The sequence below is a fragment of the Blastococcus sp. SYSU DS0753 genome, assembly GCF_054051175.1.
Window position 1 is genome coordinate 12,628 of record NZ_JBJHAT010000013.1, and the last position, 16,226, is coordinate 28,853.

The following is a 16,226-nucleotide window of genomic DNA, read 5'->3' on the forward strand; positions in this document are numbered from 1 at the left end:
TCCCGGGCCGAGCTTGCGAGGCACGGGGGGCAGCGGGGTCCTTCTACTCGCGCGGCTTCTCGCGCATCTCGAAGGTCTCGATCACGTCGTCGACCTTGATGTCGTTGAACGACCCCAGGCCGATACCGCACTCGAAACCCTCGCGGACCTCGGTCGCGTCGTCCTTGAAGCGGCGGAGGGACTCCACCGTCAGGTTGTCGGCGACCACGGCACCGTCGCGGATGAGCCGCGCCTTCGAGTTGCGGACGATCGTGCCGCTGCGGACCAGCGAACCGGCGACGTTGCCGATCCTCGGCACCCGGAAGACCTCGCGGACCTCCGCCGTACCGAGCTGGACCTCCTCGTAGACCGGCTTGAGCATGCCCTTGAGCGCGGCCTCGATCTCGTCGATCGCCTGGTAGATGACCGTGTAGTACCGGACGTCCACCCCTTCGCGGTTGGCGAGCTCGGTGGCCTGGCCCTCGGCCCGGACGTTGAAGCCCAGGACGATGACGTCGTCGGCCAGCGCCAGGTCGATGTCGCTCTTGGTGATCCCACCGACGCCGCGGTGGATGACCCGCAGCGAGATCTCGTCGTCGACCTCGATCTTCATCAGCGCCTCTTCGAGCGCCTCGACGGTGCCCGAGTTGTCGCCCTTGATGATCAGGTTGAGCTGACGGTTCTCCTTGAGCGCCGCGTCCAGGTCCTCCAGGCTGATCCGCTTGCGCATCGAGGCGTTCTGCGCATTGCGGATGCGGGCCTGGCGGCGGTCGGCGATCTGCCGGGCGACGCGGTCCTCGTCGACGACGAGGAAGGTGTCACCGGCGCGGGGCACCGAGGTGAGCCCGACGACCTGCACGGGGCGGGCCGGCAGGGCCTCCTTCAGCTTGTTGCCGTGCTCGTCGAGCAGCGACCGGACGCGACCGTAGGCGTCGCCGGCCACGATCGAGTCGCCCTGGCGCAGCGTGCCGCGCTGGACGAGCACCGTGGCGACGGGGCCGCGGCCCTTGTCCAGCTTGCCCTCGATGACCACCCCCTGCGGGTCCTGCTCGGTGTTCGCGCGCAGGTCCAGCGAGGCGTCGGCGGTCAGCAGGATCGCCGCGAGCAGGTCGTCGAGACCCTGCCGGGTGATCGCCGAGACGTCGACGAACATCGTCTCGCCGCCGTACTCCTCGGCGACCAGGCCGTACTCGGTGAGCTGCTGGCGGATCTTGGCGGGGTTGGCCCCCTCCTTGTCCACCTTGTTCACCGCGACCACGATCGGCACCTCGGCGGCCTGCGCGTGGTTGAGCGCCTCGACCGTCTGCGGCATGACGCCGTCGTCGGCCGCGACCACCAGGACGACGATGTCGGTGGCCTTCGCGCCACGGGCACGCATCGCGGTGAACGACTCGTGACCCGGGGTGTCGATGAAGGTGACCGGCCGCTCGTTGCCGTCGAGCTCGGTGACGATCTGGTAGGCGCCGATGTGCTGGGTGATGCCGCCGGCCTCGCGCGCCACCACGTTGGTGTTGCGCAGGGCGTCGAGCAGCTTGGTCTTCCCGTGGTCGACGTGACCCATGACGGTCACCACCGGCGGACGGGGCGACCAGTCCTCCTCGTCGCCCTCCTCGTCACCGAAGGTGAGGTCGAAGGTCTCGAGCAGCTCGCGGTCCTCGTCCTCGGGGCTGACGACCTGGATGTTCCAGCCGATCTCGGCACCCAACAGCTGCAGGGTGTCCTCGTTCACCGACTGGGTGGCGGTAACCATCTCGCCCAGGTGGAACAGCGCCGTGACCAGCGCGGCGGGCTGGGCGTTGATGCGCTCGGCCAGATCGGTCAGCGAGGCGCCGCGGGGCAGCCGGACGGTCTGCCCGTTGCCGCGCGGCAGGCTGACACCGCCCATGCTGGGCGCCGCCATGGAGTCGAACTCCTGACGCCGCTGCTTCTTGCTCTTGCGCCCGCGGACCGGACCCCGGCCACCGGGACGCCCGAAGGCACCGGCCGTACCGGCACCCGAGCCACCGCGACCGCGACCACGGCCACCGCCGCCACGGAAGCCACCGCCGGCGGGCGCGCCGGCACCCGGGGCACCGCCACCGCCGCCGGGACGGAAGCCACCGCCGCCACCGGGACCACCCGGACGGCCACGACCCGCACCTCCGGGGCCACCACCGGGACGGCCGCCGCCGGCCGGCCGCGGCGGCATCATGCCGGGCGACGGGCGCTGCGGCATCATGCCCGGGTTCGGGCGCGGACCGCCCGGACCGGCCGCGGGACGCGGGCCACCGGCACCGGGGCCGGGACGCGGCCCGCCGGGCCCGGCCGGACGGGGACCGCCGGCACCGGGCGCAGGACGGGGACCGCCGGCGCTGGGCGCAGGACGGGGACCGCCGGCTGTGGGGCCGGGGCGCGGGCCGCCGGCCGCGGGGGCCGGGCGGGGGGCGCTGCTGAAGGGGTTGTTGCCCGGACGCGGGGCCGGCCGGGGACCGGGACGCGGACCACCGGGCGCAGATCCGCCGGCCGGGGCCGGGCGGGGGGCTCCGGGACGCGGGGCCGACGGCTGCTGCGGCGGGGCCGCCGGAGCCTGCGCCGCCGGAGCCTGCGCCGCCGGAGCCTGGGCTGCCGGGGCCTGGGCCGGAGGCTGCGGAGCGGGCGCCGCGGGACGCGGACCCGGGCGCGGTCCGGGAGCGGCCGGGCGCGCCGGCGCCGACGCCGCCGGGGCCTGCGGGGCCGGAGCCTGCGGAGCAGGCGCCGCGGCCGGAGCCGTGGGCGCGGCCGGCGTGGGAGCGGGGGCGCTCGGGCGCGGGGCTGCCCCGCCGTTGCCGCCACCGGTGGCGGCGCCGAGCGCCTCGCGGAGCCGTCGGGCCACGGGGGCCTCGACGGTCGAGGACGCGGACTTCACGAACTCGCCCTGCTCCTTGAGCTTGGCGAGCACGGTCTTGCTGTCGACACCGAACTCCTTGGCGAGTTCGTGTACGCGGGCTTTGCCTGGCACGGGTCTCCTCTTGGTGAGGCCGGCGGCTTGCCCGCTCGACCTCGTCGTTAGTGGCGCATGGTCATCGTGAGAACTTCACGGCTGAGTCATCCGACGGTGTCCTGTCGACGTGCGGACCGGCCTGGTGCCGACCCGACTGGGTACTGCTGTCCTCCCCCGACCCGGCCCCGGTGGCCTCCGCGGAGGCACCCAGGACGTGAGCCCGGAGCGGGCCGGCCCCCGGCGGTGTGCTGCATCGCAGCGCCCGCTGGAAGGCCCGGCGTCGCTCCGCTGCGCGCAGGCACTCCGCGGTCGGGTGCAGCGAGGCACCACGACCGGGGAGGCGCCGCCGCGGATCGGGGACGAGGTCCCCGGCCACGACGACGACGCGCAGCAGGTCGGTGACCGACGTCCGCTTCCGGCACCCCACGCAGGTGCGGACCGGAGTCGACGTTTCGGCCATCCTCAACTCTAGCGCGTGGCCGGTCCGCGTTGTTCCGCGCGGCGGGGAGCCGAGCGGGAACCCCCCGCGGGAGCCTGCGATCGGGCCCCGGGCGCCCCGCCACGCCCCCCGCCCGGGTGGGGTGGCAACCCGGACCGCAGCGGCGGGCGGCCTACCCCCGGAGAGGGGGATGCGTCGGCGTCGTCGGCCTGGGCGTCGCTGCGGATGTCGATCCGGCAGCCGGTCAGCCGGGCGGCCAGGCGGGCGTTCTGCCCCTCCTTGCCGATGGCCAGCGACAGCTGGTAGTCGGGGACGACGACGCGCACCGCCTTCGCCTGAGGGTCGACGAGGCGGGCGCTGCTCACCCGGGCCGGGCTGAGCGCCGAGGCGACGAAGTCCGCTGGGTCGTCCGACCAGTCGACGATGTCGATCTTCTCGCCGTGCAGCTCGCTCATCACGTTGCGCACCCGCTGCCCCATGGGGCCGATGCAGGCCCCCTTGGCATTCAGCCCGGGCACCGCGGTGCGGACGGCGATCTTCGAGCGGTGCCCCGCCTCGCGCGCGACGGCGACGATCTCGACGCTGCCGTCGGCGATCTCCGGGACCTCGAGGGCGAACAGCTTGCGGACCAGGTTCGGGTGCGTCCGCGACACCGTCACCTGCGGGCCGCGGAAGGTGCGGGAGACCGCCACCACGTAGGCCTTGATCCGGTTGCCGTGGGTGTAGGTCTCCCCCGGAACCTGCTCGGCGGAGGGGAGCACGGCCTCGACCTTGCCGATGTCGATCATCACGATGCCGCTGGCGTTGCGCCGCTGGTCGGCCTGGACGATGCCGCTGACGATGTCGCCTTCCTTGCCGGCGTACTCGCCGAAGGTCTGCTCGTGTTCGGCGTCGCGCAGCCGCTGGACGATGACCTGCTTGGCGGTGCTGGCCGCGATCCGGCCGAAGTCCGACGGGGTGTCGTCCCACTCGCGCACGACCTCGCCGTCGGCGCCGATCTCCTGGGCGAGGACGGCGACCTCGCCGCTCTTGCGGTCCACGTGCACGCGCACGTGCTTCGCCGCCCCGTCGGCGTGCCGGTAGGCGGTGACCAGGGCCGTCTCGAGCGCCTCGATGACCGTGTCGACCGGGATGCCCTTCTCCCGCTCCACCGCCTTCAGCGCGGTGACATCGATGTTCACTTCTCTCCTCCGTCGTCGTCCGCGAGCCCGGCCTGGTCCAGGTCGTCGAGCTCGGCGGCGTCGTGCTCCGCGGTGTCGTCGGTGATGTCCTCGGGGGTGTCGTCGGGGGAGTCGGCGCGGCCGAACTCGACCTGCACCCGCCCCGCCCCGAGCTCCGCCCACGGCACCTGGCGCGGCTGCGGGGGCCGCTTCTTCGCCCCCGGCTTCCCCTTGGCCTCGACCGCCAGGGTCACGCCGTCGCCGTCCACCGCGGTGATCCGTCCGGTGAGCTGCTCGACGGCCCCGGCGGGGCCCACCCCCACCACCACCAGCCGACCGGTGTTCCGGCGCCAGTGGCGCGGCTCGGTGAGCGGCCGGTCGACCCCCGGACTGGTCACCTCGAGGACGTAGGGCGTGCGGCCCATCCCGTCGTCGTTGCGGTCGAGCACGTCGGAGACCGCCCGGCTCACCTCGGCGATGTCGTCGAGGGTGACACCGGCGTCGCGGTCGACGACCACGCGGACGATGCTGCGCCGGCCGGCGGGGGTGACGACGAGCTCCTCCAGGTCGTACCCGGCCTCGGTGACGACCGGGCGGATCCAGGCGGTCAGCCGGTCGGTGGCGGGGTCGCTCCGCTGGGTTCCGCGAGAGGCGGACACGCTGGCCTCCTCAGGCTCGGTCGGCGGCACGGTGCCGTGCGCGCAGTTCTGCGGCCCGGCGCCGCGGACCTGCGTCGCTGGCCGGGCCCGGTGTCGAGGGGAAGAGCTCAGGTTACCGCCCACCCCGGGACGGCGGCCCGGCGCGGGGCGACCGGACCGCTCCGGCCGGACCCTGCGCCCACTGGGGCGCACGGGGGCAGGGTGACGCGGTGGACGTCCCGACGACGCGGCGCGCCCGCCCGACCGCGCGACCGGCTGCCGGTGCGGTCGAGCTGCGAGGATGGACGGCGATGTCTGGCACCCCTCGTCCCGGTCGGCGGGCGTTCACCCGTCGGACCCTCCTGGTGGCGTCCGCCGCCGGCGTCGCCGTGGTGGCCGCCGGCTGCACCTCCTCGCCGCCGGTCGAGGAACGCGACACCGTGACCAGCGCGCAGGCCGACGAGCTGGCGGCGCAGGTCGGCGTCCAGGAGACCCTCGTCCGGGCGTACGAGCTGGCCTTCGACGCCGACCCCGCACTCGCCGCTGCCGCCGGGAACCTGGCGACCCAGGCCGGCGAGCAGCTCGACCGCCTCCGCGCGGCCACCCCGGGCAGCAGCCCGTCGGCCACCCCGCCACCGGACACGCCCCCGGCCGGCGAGGGGCAGGCCTGGCTGCGGGCGCAGGTCGCCGTCGCCGCCACCTCCCACGCCGCCGCCGCCCTGGGCCAGACCGGAGGGCGGGCGGCGCTGCTGGGCTCCATCGCCGCGGGACTGCGCGGTCACGAGGCACGACTGGCGTGAGGAAGATCGGCCATGGCTGACGACGAGACCACCGGCCCCTCCCCCGAGGACGACGCCCTGAACGCCGCGCTGGCCGCCGAGCACGCCGCCGTGTGGGGATACGGCGTGGTCGGGGCGGCGCTGGGTGCGGGCGGCCGGGCGGCCGCCGCGACCGCCGAGGCCGGGCACCGCGACGTGCGGGACCAGCTGATCACCCTGCTCGACGGGCGCGGCACGGATCCCGTGCTGCCCGAGGCCGGCTACGCGCTGCCCTTCCCGGTGCTCTCGGCGGTGGACGCCGCCGCCCTCGCCGCGGTGCTGGAGGAGGGCGTCACCGCCGCCTGGGTGCGGGTCCTGGACCGGGCCGAGGAGCGGACCACGCGCACGCTGGCGATGGAGGTGCTCAGCGCCGCGGAGGTGCGGGCGGTCGGCTGGCGGGAGGCTGCGGGCCAGACGCCCGTGACGCGCGCCCTCCCCGGGCTGCCACCCCGGTAGCAGGCCCCCGCCCTCACTCCCCCGGCGCGAGGCGGGATCCGGACGCCGCGACGCTCAGAGTGCGCCGAGGAACGCGTCGGTGACCGCGACCGCGGCGCTGCTGGACTGCCCGCCCTCGACGAGCACGGCGAAGGCGATGTCACCGGCCGGTCCGGCGACCTGGTACCCGGCGAACCAGCCGTGGGAGTCCGGCGGCGTCTTCGTGCCGTACTCCGCGGTGCCGGTCTTGCCGTGGACCTCGCCCCGGTCGGCCAGGGCCTGAGCGGTCCCCGACAGCACGACGGCTCGCATCATCGGCCGCAGCGCGTCGAGGACCGCGGCCGATGGCCCGGCCGGAACCGGCCCCGCCGCCTCGGCGCCGACCACCTCGACCGGCGCCACCGGCGTGCCCCCGGCGACACCGGCCATGACGAGGGCCATCTGGGCCGGGCTCATCAGCACCCGGCCCTGGCCGATCGCGTCGGCCGCCTTGCCCGTGCCCGTGCTGTCACGCGGGACGCTGCCGCCGAAGATGTCGACCGGCAGCTCCCAGTCGGTGCCCACGCCGTAGGCCGCCGCCGCCTCGGCGAGCGCCGGGTCCGGCAGCTCGAGGGCCTGCTGGATGAAGGTCGTGTTGCACGACTGGGCGAAGGCCTCGGTGAAGGGGACGGTGCCCAGGTCGAACTGGTCCTGGTTCTCGAACTCCCGCCCCTCCACCGTGGTCGTGGCCGGGCAGGCGACCGGCGTCTCCGGGGTCAGGCCACCCGCCGTCAGCAGGGCGGTGGCCGTCATCGTCTTCATGCTCGATCCGGGCGGGAACTGGCCGCGCAGGGCGTTGCTCGGGTCCGCCGCCTCGTTCGAGGAGACAGCGAGGATCTCCCCCGTGCCGGGGCGGACGGCCACCAGGTGGGTGGGGCGGGACTCCCCCGCCACGGCGGCGTCGGCGGCGTTCTGGATCTCCGGCACCAGGGGGATTTGCACCGGCTCCCCGGCGACCGGGGCCACCGAGGCGATCTCCCGGCCTGCATCACCGGTCGCCTCGTCGGTGCTGACCACCGACACGGTGAACCCGGGTGTGCCGGTGAGCTGGTCCTGGTACGCCCGCTGCAGCCCGGACAAGCCGAGCTGGTCACCGGCGGCGTACCGCGGCTGCCCGTCCACCGAGGTCTCCTCGATGATCTCCGCGGTCGCCGGCCCCACCCGGCCGAGCAGGGCCGAGGCGAACCGCGCCGTCGGGGCGAGCAGACGGGTCTCGGTGGGGAAGACCGCACCGGGCAGGTCGAACACCTGCGCGCGGATCTCCTCGAAGTCGGGGCGGCGCAGGGAGATCACCGGCACGAACTGACCCTCCGGCGCCGCCTGGACGTCCGCGACGATCTCCTGGGGGTCGATGCCGGTGGCCGCCCCGAGCGCCGACGCCAGCGACGGCAGGTCGATGACGCGGGCCGGGTCGACGCCCACGTTGACCACCTCGGTGGGGGTGAACAGCGGGGCACCGGTCGCATCGGTGATCGGCGCACGATCGGGCAGGGTGCGGTCGAGCTCGAGGTGCTGACCCTCCGCCAGCTCGGGGTGCACCATCGCGGGCTCGGCGACCACCTCCCAGGCGTCGTCGCCCTCCCGCAGCCGCAAGGTGGCCTCGTAGCTCCACTCCGGTGCCGCTGCCAGGTCCCAGGTCGCGGTCCAGCCGACGGTGGCCGAGCCGTCGTCGACGGTCACCTCGCCGACCTCGGTGGCCAGCTCGGCGCCGGGCAGGTCGTCGGCCGTCTGCGCGAGCAGCGCCGCCGCAGCGTCCGGATCGGTGGTCGCGTCGGCCGCCGCAGGGACGTCGCCCGCCGCCCAGTCCTCGAGGAACGCCTGGGCCGCGGCCCGCACGTCGTCCTCGCTGTTGCCCGAGCAGCCGGCCAGCACCGGGCCGGTCAGCACGATCAGAGCGGCCGGGAGAGCGAGACGTCGTCGTGTCGACACGGTCACAGATTGTCAGACGAATGAGACGGCTCAGAAGAGGACGCTCGCGTACTCGCCGACCTCGCGGAACCCCACCCGACGGTAGGACGCGCGGGCCCGGGTGTTGTAGTCGTTGACGTACAGGCTGACGACCGGCGCGATGGCGGCTCGGGCGTACTCGACCACCGCTGCGGTGCAGGCCGTGCCGATCCCCCGGCCGCGCAGGGTCGGCGCGACCCACACGCCCTGCACCTGGCAGGCGGCCCGGCAGACCGCGCCGATCTCCGCCTTGAACAGCACGCGCCCGTCCTCGATCCACGCCAGCGACTGGCCGGCCCGGACCAGCTCGTCGACCCGCGCCCGGTACCCGGCGCCCCCGTCGACCCGGAGCGGGCTGACCCCGACCTCCTCGGTGAACATCGCGACGGCCGCCGGCAGCAGGACCTCGAGCTCGTCCGGGCGCACCGGCCGCACCCGGGGCTCGGGCGCGACGGCGGGCGGGCCGTCGATCGCCAGCAGCGGCTGCCGGGGCCGGTGGTCGCGGGCCGGGCCCCAGGAGGGCTCGAGCAGCTCCCACAGCGGTGCCACGGCGGCCGACGGGCCCACGATCGTGGAGCAGCGGCGCCCGGCCCGGCGGGCCCGCTCGGCGAAGGCGACGGCGGCGGGCCGCTCGGCCCCGGGCCGGGCGAACGGGACGAGGTTGGCGCCGGCCAGGCACACCGCGTCCAGCTCGCGGCCACTGCCGATGCCCCAGAGCGGGGCTCCGAGGGCGGGCGCCGCCGTCCCCGCGACCTCGACCCGTCCCGCGAGCACGCAGGCAGCAACCGGGTCGGTGGCCAGCAGCCGGTGCACCGCCGGCTCGTCGGCCTCGTCGAGGACGCGGGCGCTGGGCGTTCGGAGCACGGGTCAGCTGACGGTGACGACCGGCGGCCCGGAAGGCTCGCCGGCGTCGACGTGCTCCCCGGCGATCCGCATGGCCTCCTCGATGAGGGTCTCGACGATCTGGGACTCCGGCACGGTCTTGACGACCTCCCCCTTGACGAAGATCTGGCCCTTGCCGTTGCCCGACGCCACACCCAGGTCGGCCTCGCGCGCCTCACCCGGACCGTTGACGACGCACCCCATGACGGCGACGCGCAACGGCACCTCCATGCCCTCCAGGCCGGCGGTGACCTCGTTCGCGAGCTTGTAGACGTCGACCTGGGCCCGGCCGCAGGACGGGCAGCTGACGATCTCCAGCCCGCGCTGCTTGAGGTTCAGCGACTCCAGGATCTGGTTGCCGACCTTGACCTCCTCGGCCGGCGGCGCGGAGAGCGAGACGCGGATGGTGTCGCCGATGCCCTGGCTCAGCAGCGCCCCGAAGGCGACGGCGGACTTGATCGTCCCCTGGAAGGCGGGGCCGGCCTCGGTGACGCCCAGGTGCAGCGGGTAGTCGCACTGGGCGGCCAGCAGTTCGTAGGCGCGGACCATGACCACCGGGTCGTTGTGCTTGACCGAGATCTTGATGTCGCGGAAGTCGTACTCCTCGAACAGCGAGCACTCCCACAGCGCCGACTCGACCAGCGCCTCGGGCGTGGCCTTGCCGTACTTGGCGAGCAGCCGCTTGTCCAGCGACCCGGCGTTCACGCCGATCCGGATCGGGACGCCGGCGTCCTTCGCGGCCTTCGCGATCTCGCCGACCTTGTCGTCGAACTTCTTGATGTTGCCCGGGTTGACGCGGACGGCGGCGCAGCCGGCGTCGATCGCGGCGAACACGTAGCGCGGCTGGAAGTGGATGTCGGCGATCACCGGGATCTGCGACTTCTTCGCGATGATCGGCAGCGCCTCGACGTCGTCGGTGTCGGGCACGGCGACCCGCACGATCTGGCACCCCGACGCGGTGAGCTCGGCGATCTGCTGGAGGGTCGCGTTGATGTCGGCGGTCTTGGTCGTGCACATCGACTGCACGCTGACCGGGTGGTCGCTGCCCACGCCCACGCCACCGACCATCAACTGGCGGGTCTTCCGGCGCGGAGCCAGGACGGGCGGAGGAGCAGCGGGCATGCCGAGGCCCACGGGGATCGCCATGGGGCCAGTATCCCCCGCGGCGCGATCGATGCTGGTGGCACTGCTGTGACGTCGGTCGGGCTGGACGACGACGACCGCGCGGCGCCGCGCCCGCCGACCGGTCAGGCGCGGCCGGCGTCGCGGTCCCGGTAGGGCTCCGCCTCCGCCACGAGCTCGCCGAGCACCGTCCGCACCGCGCGCCGGGCGGCCTTGTCCGGGCGCGCCAGCGCCTCGACGATCCGCCCGGCGCGGAGGTCGGCCAGGGGCACCAGCGCCAGCCGCCCCTCGGCCCGCTCCCGGGTCGTGTGCCGCGGCAGCAGTGCGATGCCGTGCCCCCGGGCGACCAGCTTCTCCATCAGGGGCAGGTGCGTGGTCCGGCGCACGACGTGCACCGGTCGCCCCGCCCGCGCGGCGATCGCCGTCAGCACCCGGTCGATCGGGAACTCGGCCGGGGGCGCGATCCACTGCTCGCCGATCACGTCGAGCGGGCTCACGCGGGCCCGCCGGGCCAGCGGGTGGTCCAGGGGCAGGGCGACGTCCAGCGGCTCCCGCAGGAGCAGCCGGACCTCGGTACCCGCCCGGTCCGGGGGCACCACGTCGTCGGACCGGTGCGCGACCACGATGTCGTAGCCCGCGGTGAGCGCCGCGAAGCCGTCCTGCGACACGTCCTCGTCATACGTCTCGAGGGCGATCTGCGGAACCGCGGCCAGCCGGTCGAGCAGCCCGGGGACCAGCAGCTCGCCGGCGGAGTGGAAGACCGCGAGGCGGACCGTCCCGCCGGCGCCGCCGCGGTAACCGGCCCAGTCCGCCTCGGCGACGGCCAGCGCGGTGGCGACGCCGGTGGCAATGCCGGCCAGCGCCCTGCCGGCGTCGGTCAGGCGGACGCCCCGGCCGAGCCGCTCGACCAGAGGCACGCCCACCCGTCGCTGCAGCACCTTCAGCTGCTGGGACACCGCCGACGGCGTCCGCCCGGTGGAGCGAGCGGCGGCGGTCACCGACCCGTGCTCGGCCAGCTCGCGCAGGAGGAGGAGCTGCGCGGGGTCGACCCGGTCCCACAGGCCCGGGGCGTCGTCCATGTAGTGAACCTACAGGGACCGTTCACGACTTCGTGCTTGTCCTTCATCGAAGCGGAGACGCACGCTTTCTGGCGTGCCTCTCCGCGACCGCCTCCTCGCTTGCCTCGTCGCGGTGTGCTGGGGGTTGAACTTCCCGGCCACCGCCCTGGCGCTCGAGCAGTTCCCGCCGCTGTTCATGGTCGCCCTGCGCTTCGCCCTCGTGGGCCTGCCCGCGGTCCTGCTCATCCCCCGCCCTCCCGTTCCCCTCCGCTGGCTGATCGGGGTGGCGGTGGGCATCGGGATCCTGCAGTTCGCCTTCCTCTACGCCGGGATGGCCGCCGGCATGCCGAGCGGGCTGGCCTCCCTGGTGCTGCAGGCGTCGGCACCCTTCACCGTGCTCATCGCCGGCTTCTGGCTGCACGAGCGACTGTCCGCGCGGCAGCTCGCCGGGGTCGGTATCGCCGTCCTCGGCCTCGCCGCGATCGCGGTCCACCGGGCGCAGACGGCCGCCTGGCTGCCCGTGGTCCTCACCCTCTGCGGCGCGCTGGGCTGGGCGATCGGCAACGTCTGCAGTCGGCGGGCCCAGGCCCCGAACGCCCTGCACCTCACGCTCTGGACGGCGGCGATCCCACCGCTGCCGATGCTGGCCCTGGCGCTGCTCGTCGAGGGACCGGACCGCATCCTGCGTTCGCTGTCGACCGCGGTCACGGCCGAGGCGCTGCCGTCGGTGCTCGGCCTGCTCTACGTCGTCGTGGTGGCGACGCTCATCGGCTACGGCATCTGGAACACGTTGCTGTCGCGCCACCCATCGAACGTGGTGGCACCGTTCTCCATGCTCGTGCCGGTGGTCGGCGTCCTCGCGTCGTGGCTGGCCTTCGGCGAGATCCTCGACCCGGTGGAGCTCGTCGCCGGCGGGTTCGTGGTGGGCGGCGTCCTGATCGCCTCCCGGCCGGTCCGCCGCACCGCGGCACCGGCCGCGCCGGTCACCCAGCCAGCCTGACCGGGTTGACCACGTCGGCGATGAGCAGCAGCAGGGACAGCCCCAGGAAGAGCCCGGCGACGGCGTAGGCGACCGGCATCAGCCGGGCGATGTCGAAGGGACCCGGGTCGGGCTTGCCACGCAGCCGTGCGACGACCGATCGCGCCTTCTCGTACAGCGCCCCGGCGACGTGCCCGCCGTCGAGCGGGTAGATCGGCAGCAGGTTGAACAGGAACAGCACCAGGTTCAACCCGGCCAGCAGCTGGATGAAGTACCCGATCTTCTGCACCGGGGACAACTGCTCCAGCGCGAAGACCTCGCCGGAGATGCGGCTGACGCCCACGACCCCGATCGGCCCCAGCGGGTCGCGCTCCTCGCCCAGAAAGGCGGCGCGGAACAGCTGCGGCACCCGTTCGGGGATCTCGACCAGCCGGTCGACCGACCGGACCAGGATGTCGCCGAAGTGGCCGGGCACCTCGGCGAAGGACTGGCGCACCTCTCGCTGGAGGGGGCTGATCCCGACGAACCCGACGGTCTGGGTCGTCTCGCCCTCCTCGTCGGCGTAGACGAGGTTCTGGATCGGGGTGACGGTGAGGTCCACGCGTTCCCCGTCGCGCTCGACGGTGAAGACGACCGACTCACCCGCATTGGCCCGGATCGTCTCCTGCACCTGCTCCCAGCCGACGTCGGTCTCCCGGGGAACCGGCTCCCCGTCCAGGGCGACCACCGTGTCACCGGGCTGGAGCCCGGCCCGGACGGCGGGGCTGCGCGGCGGCAGGGAGCAGTCGGCCGCCCCGGCCTCGCAGCGTTCCCCCGCCGGCGTGATCGGGATGGAGCAGGGGTCCTCGGCCGTGGCGGTGGCAGCGCCCGCCGGCAGGACGCACTCGGGCACCTGGCGGATCGTCGTGGTGATCTCCGGGATGCCGAAGCCGACCAGCACGACCGTGAAGAGGACGACGGCGAGCACCAGGTTGTGGAAGGGGCCGGCGAACATGACGATGACCCGCTGCCACCACGGCTTCTTCCAGAAGACGCGGTCGCCGTCCGTGGGCCGCACGTCGTTGAGCGCCTGCCCCCGCACCTCGGCGATGAAGCTGCGCATGCGGGTGGCCCGCTTGCTCTCGCCCTCCTCGGCCGGCGGGATCATGCCGACGATGCGGATGTAGCCGCCCAGCGGGATGGCCTTGACGCCGTACTCGGTCTCGCCGCGGCGCCGGGAGAACACGGTGGGGCCGAAGCCCACCATGAACTGCGGCACCCGCATGCCGAACTTCCGCGCCCACCAGAAGTGGCCCGCCTCGTGGAAGGCGATGGAGAACATCAGGCCGAGGGCGAACAGGACGATCCCCACGACCGTCAGCAGGATCCCGCTCAGCTCAGCCTCCGGCGATGACGCCCCGGGCGTGCTCCCGGGCCCACTTCTCCGCCGCCAGCACGTCCTCGACGCAGGTGGGGGCGCCGAGGTCCGGCGCGGCGTCGAGGGTACGCGCGACGAGCTGGACGATTCCTGGGAACGAGAGGCGACCCGCCGTGAAGGCGGCGACGGCCTCCTCGTTCGCGGCGTTGTACATGGCGGGCACCACTCCGCCGGCCTCTCCCGCCGCGCGGGCCAGCCGCACGGCGGGGAACGCCTGCTCGTCCAGCGGGAAGAACTCCCAGGTGCTCGCGGTCGACCAGTCCAGCGGCGGCTGCACGTCGGGCAGGCGGTCGGGCCAGGCCAGCCCCAGGGCGATCGGCAACCGCATGTCCGGCGGGCTGGCCTGCGCGATCGTGGCGCCGTCGGCGAACGTGACCATCGAGTGGACGATCGACTGCGGGTGCACGACGACGTCGATGTCGGCGTAGGGGACGCCGAAGAGCAGGTGCGCCTCGATCAGCTCCAGTCCCTTGTTGACCAGGGTCGCCGAGTTGATCGTCACGACGGGGCCCATCGCCCACGTCGGGTGGGCCAGCGCATCCGCCACCGTGACCTCGGCGAGCTCGGCGGCAGTGCGGCCCCGGAACGGTCCCCCGCTGGCGGTGAGCACCAGCCGGGCGACCTCGGCGCGCGAGCCGCCACGCAGGCACTGGGCGAGGGCGGAGTGCTCGGAGTCGACCGGCACCAGCTGACCGGGGGCGGCCGCCGCGAGGACCAGGTCGCCACCGGCGACGAGCGACTCCTTGTTGGCCAGGGCGACGGTGCGCCCGGCCCGCAACGCCGACAGCGTCGGCCCCAGCCCGATCGAGCCGGTGATCCCGTTGAGGACGACGTCGGCCGGGCGGGTCGCCAGCTCCTCGGCGGCGCGCGGGCCGGCGAGGATCTCGGGCAGCGCGAACTCCCCCTTGGCCCAGCCGCGCTGCTGCGCCGCGGCGTAGAAGGCCAGCTGGAGGTCCTGGGCGGCGGTGGCCCGCGCGACGGCGACGGTGCGCACGCCCAGCGCCAGCGCCTGCTCGGCGAGCCGCCCGACGTCTCCTCCTCCTGCCGCCAGGCCGGTGATGCGGAGCCGGTCGGGGTTCTGCGCGGCGACGGCCAGCGCCTGCCGGCCGATGGATCCCGTGGAGCCGAGGACTGTGACCTCGCGCGGCTGGCTCATGCGGGCATCCTGCCAACCACGGGCGCCGATGGCGCCGGCGACGGGGGGATCGGGCGGGGGCGCCACTGCTGCGCACGGTGACACCCCACCAACAAGCCCCGATTGCTTGGCAGGACATGCCATAGCGCGAACCGTCCGCTCCGCGCCCATGGTGCGATCTGGCCGAGCGATGCGAATTTTCGCGGCGTGTCGTGGGCGATTGGCTACATCTGATTCCTCTGCGTGCCGATACTCATCTCGACGGCTCGGGAGTCCGGGCCCCTGACACATCGGAGCCCTCCATGTCGCACCGCACCACGAAGCGCGTCGCCGCCACCACCGGCTTCGCCGTCGCCACCGTCTCCCTCGGTCTGGCCTTCGCCCCGACCGCGCTCGCCGCGGACCTCCCCGCCTTGGCCGCCCCCAGCACCGTGGTCGCCGGCTCGACGTTCACGATCAGCGGCACCGGCTGCACCACGCAGGACGCCGGCTACGAGCCGATCGTCGCCATCACCACCGACAGCACCTCCACGAACCCCGACGAGGTGCTGTTCGGCGCGGAGCCCGACGCCAAGGGTGCCTGGGCCGCCGAGGTCTTCTTCCCGGCCGGCGACCGCGGCGACCACCTGATCGAGGCCGTCTGCCTGACCTCCTACGACGGCCAGGACAAGGACCTCTTCTACCCGCTCGTCGAGATCACCGTGACCGCGCCGTCCACCAAGACCCCGGTGACGACTCCCCCCACGGTCGCGCCGAAGGGCGAGATCCGCGGCACCTCGGCGAACACCCCCGGCGTCGGCCCGGCGACGAGCACCGCCGCCAAGAGCGCCGCGCCCGGCCAGAAGATCGTCAAGGTCATCAAGGGGTTCAAGCCCGGCGAGAAGGTCACGCTGACCATGCACTCGACCCCGACCACGATCGGCACCTTCACCGCCGACGGCGACGGCGTCGTCACCGCGGAGTTCACCCTCGCCGAGGGCACCGCCGCGGGCACCCACACCCTCGTGTACGAGGGTGACCAGGGCACCTACTTCCAGGAGACCCTGGAGGTGGCGGCCGCCACCACCAGCACCGACAGCCTGGCCTACACCGGCGCCAGCGTCGGCCTGCCGCTGGCCCTCGGCGCCGGCCTGCTCGTCGCCGGTGGCGGTGCGCTGGTCGTCTCCCGTCGCCGCGCGGGGGCCTCGCAGGCCTGAGCATGACTTCATCGCACGACCCG

At 74.2% G+C, this 16,226-nt stretch carries 14 protein-coding genes and 1 pseudogene; 4 read left to right on the plus strand and 11 right to left on the minus strand.

Annotated features, from left to right (window positions below):
- Nucleotides 1–43: 43 nt before the first annotated feature.
- The 5 genes and pseudogenes from infB to rimP all read right to left on the minus strand — a co-directional run bounded on the left by infB (nt 44) and on the right by rimP (nt 5,196).
- Nucleotides 44–1,879, minus strand: a complete 1,836-nt coding sequence (gene infB / locus ACI799_RS11715; RefSeq protein ID WP_456588903.1) for a translation initiation factor IF-2 — start codon at nt 1,877–1,879, stop codon at nt 44–46.
- A 933-nt stretch (nt 1,880–2,812) separates the two neighbouring features.
- A pseudogene (locus tag ACI799_RS11720) lies at nt 2,813–2,956 on the minus strand (translation initiation factor IF-2 N-terminal domain-containing protein); the annotation flags it as partial.
- Nucleotides 2,957–3,017: 61 nt separating this feature from the next.
- Nucleotides 3,018–3,398, minus strand: coding sequence for a YlxR family protein (locus ACI799_RS11725; protein ID WP_456588760.1), 381 nt, complete (start codon nt 3,396–3,398; stop codon nt 3,018–3,020).
- An 8-nt stretch (nt 3,399–3,406) separates the two neighbouring features.
- Nucleotides 3,407–4,558 (minus strand): transcription termination factor NusA, encoded by a 1,152-nt coding sequence (gene nusA / locus ACI799_RS11730; RefSeq protein WP_456588761.1) that lies wholly within the window; start codon nt 4,556–4,558, stop codon nt 3,407–3,409.
- On the minus strand, nt 4,555–5,196 hold the full coding sequence (gene rimP / locus ACI799_RS11735) for a ribosome maturation factor RimP (RefSeq protein WP_456613119.1): 642 nt from the start codon (nt 5,194–5,196) through the stop codon (nt 4,555–4,557). Before rimP ends, nusA begins: the two co-directional genes overlap by 4 nt.
- A 290-nt stretch (nt 5,197–5,486) precedes the next feature.
- Here rimP and ACI799_RS11740 point away from each other — a divergent pair, with 290 nt between their 5' ends.
- Nucleotides 5,487–5,975, plus strand: coding sequence for a hypothetical protein (locus ACI799_RS11740; protein ID WP_456588763.1), 489 nt, complete (start codon nt 5,487–5,489; stop codon nt 5,973–5,975).
- A 12-nt stretch (nt 5,976–5,987) separates the two neighbouring features.
- On the plus strand, nt 5,988–6,449 hold the full coding sequence (locus tag ACI799_RS11745; protein ID WP_456588764.1) for a ferritin-like domain-containing protein: 462 nt from the start codon (nt 5,988–5,990) through the stop codon (nt 6,447–6,449).
- 54 nt (nt 6,450–6,503) lie between these two features.
- On the opposite strand, the gene ACI799_RS11750 is transcribed toward ACI799_RS11745, so the two are convergent.
- The 4 genes from ACI799_RS11750 to ACI799_RS11765 form a co-directional block, all read right to left on the minus strand.
- Nucleotides 6,504–8,396, minus strand: coding sequence for a penicillin-binding transpeptidase domain-containing protein (locus tag ACI799_RS11750; RefSeq protein WP_456588765.1), 1,893 nt, complete (start codon nt 8,394–8,396; stop codon nt 6,504–6,506).
- A gap of 30 nt (nt 8,397–8,426) precedes the next feature.
- Nucleotides 8,427–9,278 (minus strand): GNAT family N-acetyltransferase, encoded by an 852-nt coding sequence (locus tag ACI799_RS11755; RefSeq protein WP_456588766.1) that lies wholly within the window; start codon nt 9,276–9,278, stop codon nt 8,427–8,429.
- A 3-nt stretch (nt 9,279–9,281) separates the two neighbouring features.
- Nucleotides 9,282–10,442 (minus strand): flavodoxin-dependent (E)-4-hydroxy-3-methylbut-2-enyl-diphosphate synthase, encoded by a 1,161-nt coding sequence (gene ispG / locus ACI799_RS11760; protein ID WP_456613120.1) that lies wholly within the window; start codon nt 10,440–10,442, stop codon nt 9,282–9,284.
- Nucleotides 10,443–10,543: 101 nt separating this feature from the next.
- On the minus strand, nt 10,544–11,497 hold the full coding sequence (locus ACI799_RS11765; protein WP_456613121.1) for a LysR family transcriptional regulator: 954 nt from the start codon (nt 11,495–11,497) through the stop codon (nt 10,544–10,546).
- 73 nt (nt 11,498–11,570) lie between these two features.
- Here ACI799_RS11765 and ACI799_RS11770 point away from each other — a divergent pair, with 73 nt between their 5' ends.
- Nucleotides 11,571–12,476, plus strand: a complete 906-nt coding sequence (locus ACI799_RS11770) for an EamA family transporter (protein WP_456588769.1) — start codon at nt 11,571–11,573, stop codon at nt 12,474–12,476.
- Here ACI799_RS11770 and ACI799_RS11775 read toward each other — a convergent pair.
- Both ACI799_RS11775 and dxr read right to left on the minus strand, forming a co-directional pair.
- Nucleotides 12,460–13,806 carry a M50 family metallopeptidase gene (locus tag ACI799_RS11775; RefSeq protein ID WP_456613122.1) on the minus strand — a complete coding sequence of 449 codons (1,347 nt, stop codon included), beginning with the start codon at nt 13,804–13,806 and terminating at the stop codon, nt 12,460–12,462. The two genes, ACI799_RS11770 and ACI799_RS11775, sit on opposite strands and share 17 nt — an antisense overlap.
- Before the next feature lie 25 nt (nt 13,807–13,831).
- A complete protein-coding gene (gene dxr / locus ACI799_RS11780; protein ID WP_456588771.1) occupies nt 13,832–15,028 on the minus strand; it encodes a 1-deoxy-D-xylulose-5-phosphate reductoisomerase in 1,197 nt (398 codons plus the stop codon).
- Between the two features lie 281 nt (nt 15,029–15,309).
- On the opposite strand from dxr, the gene ACI799_RS11785 reads away from it, so the two are divergent.
- On the plus strand, nt 15,310–16,203 hold the full coding sequence (locus ACI799_RS11785; RefSeq protein WP_456613123.1) for a hypothetical protein: 894 nt from the start codon (nt 15,310–15,312) through the stop codon (nt 16,201–16,203).
- Nucleotides 16,204–16,226 lie beyond the last annotated feature (23 nt).